Below are 3,022 nucleotides of genomic sequence, written 5' to 3'. Positions count from 1 at the left end.
TACCTGCAGACCGAAGGCGATTACAACTGCGCGACGCTCAGCGTCGGCTCGGCCATAAGTCTGGCCGCCCGCCCAGGATTCAGAGCCATGCTCCGGCTCTATGCGCCCAGGCGTCGCGGACGAATCAATCAGGCCAATCCGATGGCCTCTTTCCGCGCCGACAGCCTGATAGTGTCGGGCGTCTACGAGCTTGAGCAGAGCGAATATGACGCCGACAGGGTGATAGTGCCTCTCGATGTGGCGCGGAAGCTCCTCGATTATACCTCGGAGGCCACCTCGATAGCCGTGACGGTCAGTGCGGGAAACGATGCCGGCGCCGTGGCTGCGCGGTTGCGTGAGCTGGGGAGCGGACGTCTGCTGGTGAAAGACCGGTTGCAGCAGCAGGAGCAGTCGTTCCGCATGATCGCTGTCGAAAAGTGGATCACCTTTGTCATGCTGGCCTTTATCGTTGTAGTTGCATCGTTCAATGTGGTGTCGACCATGTCGATGCTGATCATAGAGAAGCAGTCCAATATAGCCACGATGTCGGCCATGGGAGCCACACCGCGCATGATACGCGGCATATTCATGTGGGAAAGCTGGCTTATATCCTTTTCAGGTGCTGTGACAGGTCTGCTGCTGGGTGTTGCTCTCTGTCTGGCCCAGGAGTGGGGCGGTTTTATAAAGCTCGGAGGCGATCCGTCGCAACTGTCGGTGACTGTCTACCCCGTAGCGCTGTCGTCGGCTGACGTATTGACGGTGTTCCTTATGACGGCCGCCGTAGGGGTCATGATAGGTTGGATAGCCACGCGAGGCATATCCACGCGTCCGGTAGGTGACTGATCCTCCCTCCGCGAAGCAGATATGGAGAGATATGGGGGAGCGTTGCATGAAGCAGCTGTTTGCATATTATTAAAAAAAATATTACATTTGCGCATATATTCCCAATCTGATGCATAATGAAAAAGCGACAGAAACGATTGACGGCCATAGCCGATATACTGCTCAACAATATAGTCGGCAGTCAGGACGAGCTGCTTGAACTGCTGCTGCAAGGCGGCTACGACGTGACCCAGGCAACGCTCTCGCGCGATCTGAAGACTCTCCGCACCTCGAAAATACCCACCGAGATGGGGCGCTACCGATACGTCATGGGCGGAGTGCTCCCTCCCGACAAGGATGTGGAGAAGGGAGCTGCCGGTATGGTGAGCCGCGCGGCGATAGAGTCGGTGACCATGAGCGGACAGCTGCTGGTCATACGCACACGCAACGGATATGCCGGCGGAGTCGCCTACGATATCGACGATCTGCATTCACCCTACTTCATGGGCACGATAGCCGGAGCCGACACTGTGTTTGTGGCTCTGACGGTCGACGCGCCTAAATCAAAGATACTCTCCACACTGTCGAGCATACTCCCCGAAGAGCTGCTCTCAAAACGTTACGACGCACACATGCGCGACAAAACCATCGAAAATGATTAAAGCCGGAATCACAGGCGGCGACTCCACGGCCGCCGGACATCTGATACGCATACTGATCAACCACCCGGATGTGGAGATCGTGTGGGTCGAAGCACCCTTCGAGGAGGGGGAGCTGATAGCGCGCCACCACCGTGGACTGACAGGCGAAACATATATGAACTTCTGCGCCAAGGGAAATCCCGAGGAGGTCAACGTCATATTCCTGTGCAACAGCGAGGACGGCGATTCAGAGCGCTATATGCGCCACACGCCTATCCCCGAGGGGGTCAAGGTGATAGATCTTTCGCCCGATTTTCGCTCGCCCGAGGACGAGGAGTCGCCATGGGTCTATGCCGTGCCGGAACTTAACCGCAAGCCGCTCGTGCGCGGAGCCGTGCGTGCGTCCATCCCCGGTCCGCTCGCCCACATAATGCTGCTTGCTCTGCTTCCGTTGGCCAAGAATCTGCTGCTCAACGCTCCGATCCATGTCAATATGGTGACGCCAAGTTCGCCGGAGCGTCCCGGTGAAGTGTCGGTGGTGCTTGAGCATGAGGAGATCGGCGAGGCGCAGAGAGCGCTCCAGGTGCTTCAGTCGAGCTGCAGCGCGCCTATCCATCTCACCGGCATCGCCGGGGGATGGAACCGTGGTCTGGCATGCACGGTCTATATGGACACCCCGATATCGGAGGATGACATCAAGGATATGTACGACGAGTATTACGAGGATCACGGATTCACATTCCTCAGCGAAAGCTTTCCGGATCTGGGCGGTGTGAGAGGTACCAACAAGTGTCTGCTTCATGTGCAGAAGACCGGCCAGAAGGTAGTGGTGTCGGCGGTGCTCGACGATTCGATGAAAGGATCGGCATCTGTGGCGGTGCATGTGATGAATCTGCTCTTCGGACTTCAGGAACGTGTGGGCCTGACTCTTGCAGCCACAGCCGACGACTGAGGCAGCTCACCATGTCATATCGCGGGGCGGCCGGCCGCGAACCATCATGGCCGCTCTGTTGTTGAGAATACAGGCGGCGTCGGAAGTCCGTAGCTTCCGACGCCGCTATCATGTTTATTCTCACACACGTTTCAATCCATGACATCCATCGCCTTATCGCGTCTTCTGGCCGTAGCGGCCATAGTGGGCGCTCTCGCTCCGGCCGCGTCGGGCCAAAGCCGCAGTCTTGCCGACCAGCATCGTGACTCTATGCTTGCCTCGCAGCATATGGTCATGGCCGGCCGCGACATAGAAACCGTTTCACCCGAAATGCGCGACTCCGTGCGCAGCCTGATACAGATGTTCTATGACGATCAGTTCCGCCACTCGCAGGATCCGGAAGTGCCCTATTTCATGTTTCTGAGCAAGGATGCATCGCTTGCCGGCGGTATAGGAGGATGCGTAAGGATGAGAGGCTATTTCGATTGGGACGGTGCGCAGCCTACGTCGGCTTTCGCTCCGTATCTGATACCTATTGACCGCGATCCGGCCAAGATGAGGCACTTCGGCACTTCGCCCGCCGGCACTACTCTGTTTGTCAGTGTCATCGGCCGGAATCCCAGCTTCGGCAACTGTCAGATATATATCG

General features: G+C 57.4%; 3 protein-coding genes and 1 pseudogene. All 4 read left to right on the top strand.

The features are described 5' to 3' along the window. The coding region (locus tag C5O24_RS12150) for an ABC transporter permease (protein WP_107681900.1) at window positions 1–822 on the top strand (822 nt) is incomplete at its 5' end. Between the two features lie 116 nt (window positions 823–938). Continuing rightward, entirely contained in the window at window positions 939–1,463 is a 525-nt protein-coding gene (locus tag C5O24_RS12145) for an arginine repressor (RefSeq protein WP_107035657.1), read from the top strand. Further along, window positions 1,456–2,394: an N-acetyl-gamma-glutamyl-phosphate reductase gene (locus C5O24_RS12140; RefSeq protein ID WP_107681899.1), complete on the top strand. Its 939-nt coding sequence runs from the start codon at window positions 1,456–1,458 to the stop codon at window positions 2,392–2,394. Before C5O24_RS12145 ends, C5O24_RS12140 begins: the two co-directional genes overlap by 8 nt. 138 nt (window positions 2,395–2,532) lie before the next feature. Continuing rightward, window positions 2,533–3,022: pseudogene (locus tag C5O24_RS12135) on the top strand (hypothetical protein); the annotation flags it as partial.

It is taken from the genome of Paramuribaculum intestinale, assembly GCF_003024925.1.
Lineage (GTDB): Bacteria > Bacteroidota > Bacteroidia > Bacteroidales > Muribaculaceae > Paramuribaculum > Paramuribaculum intestinale.
This window is presented reverse-complemented; position numbering and strand designations above follow the sequence as displayed.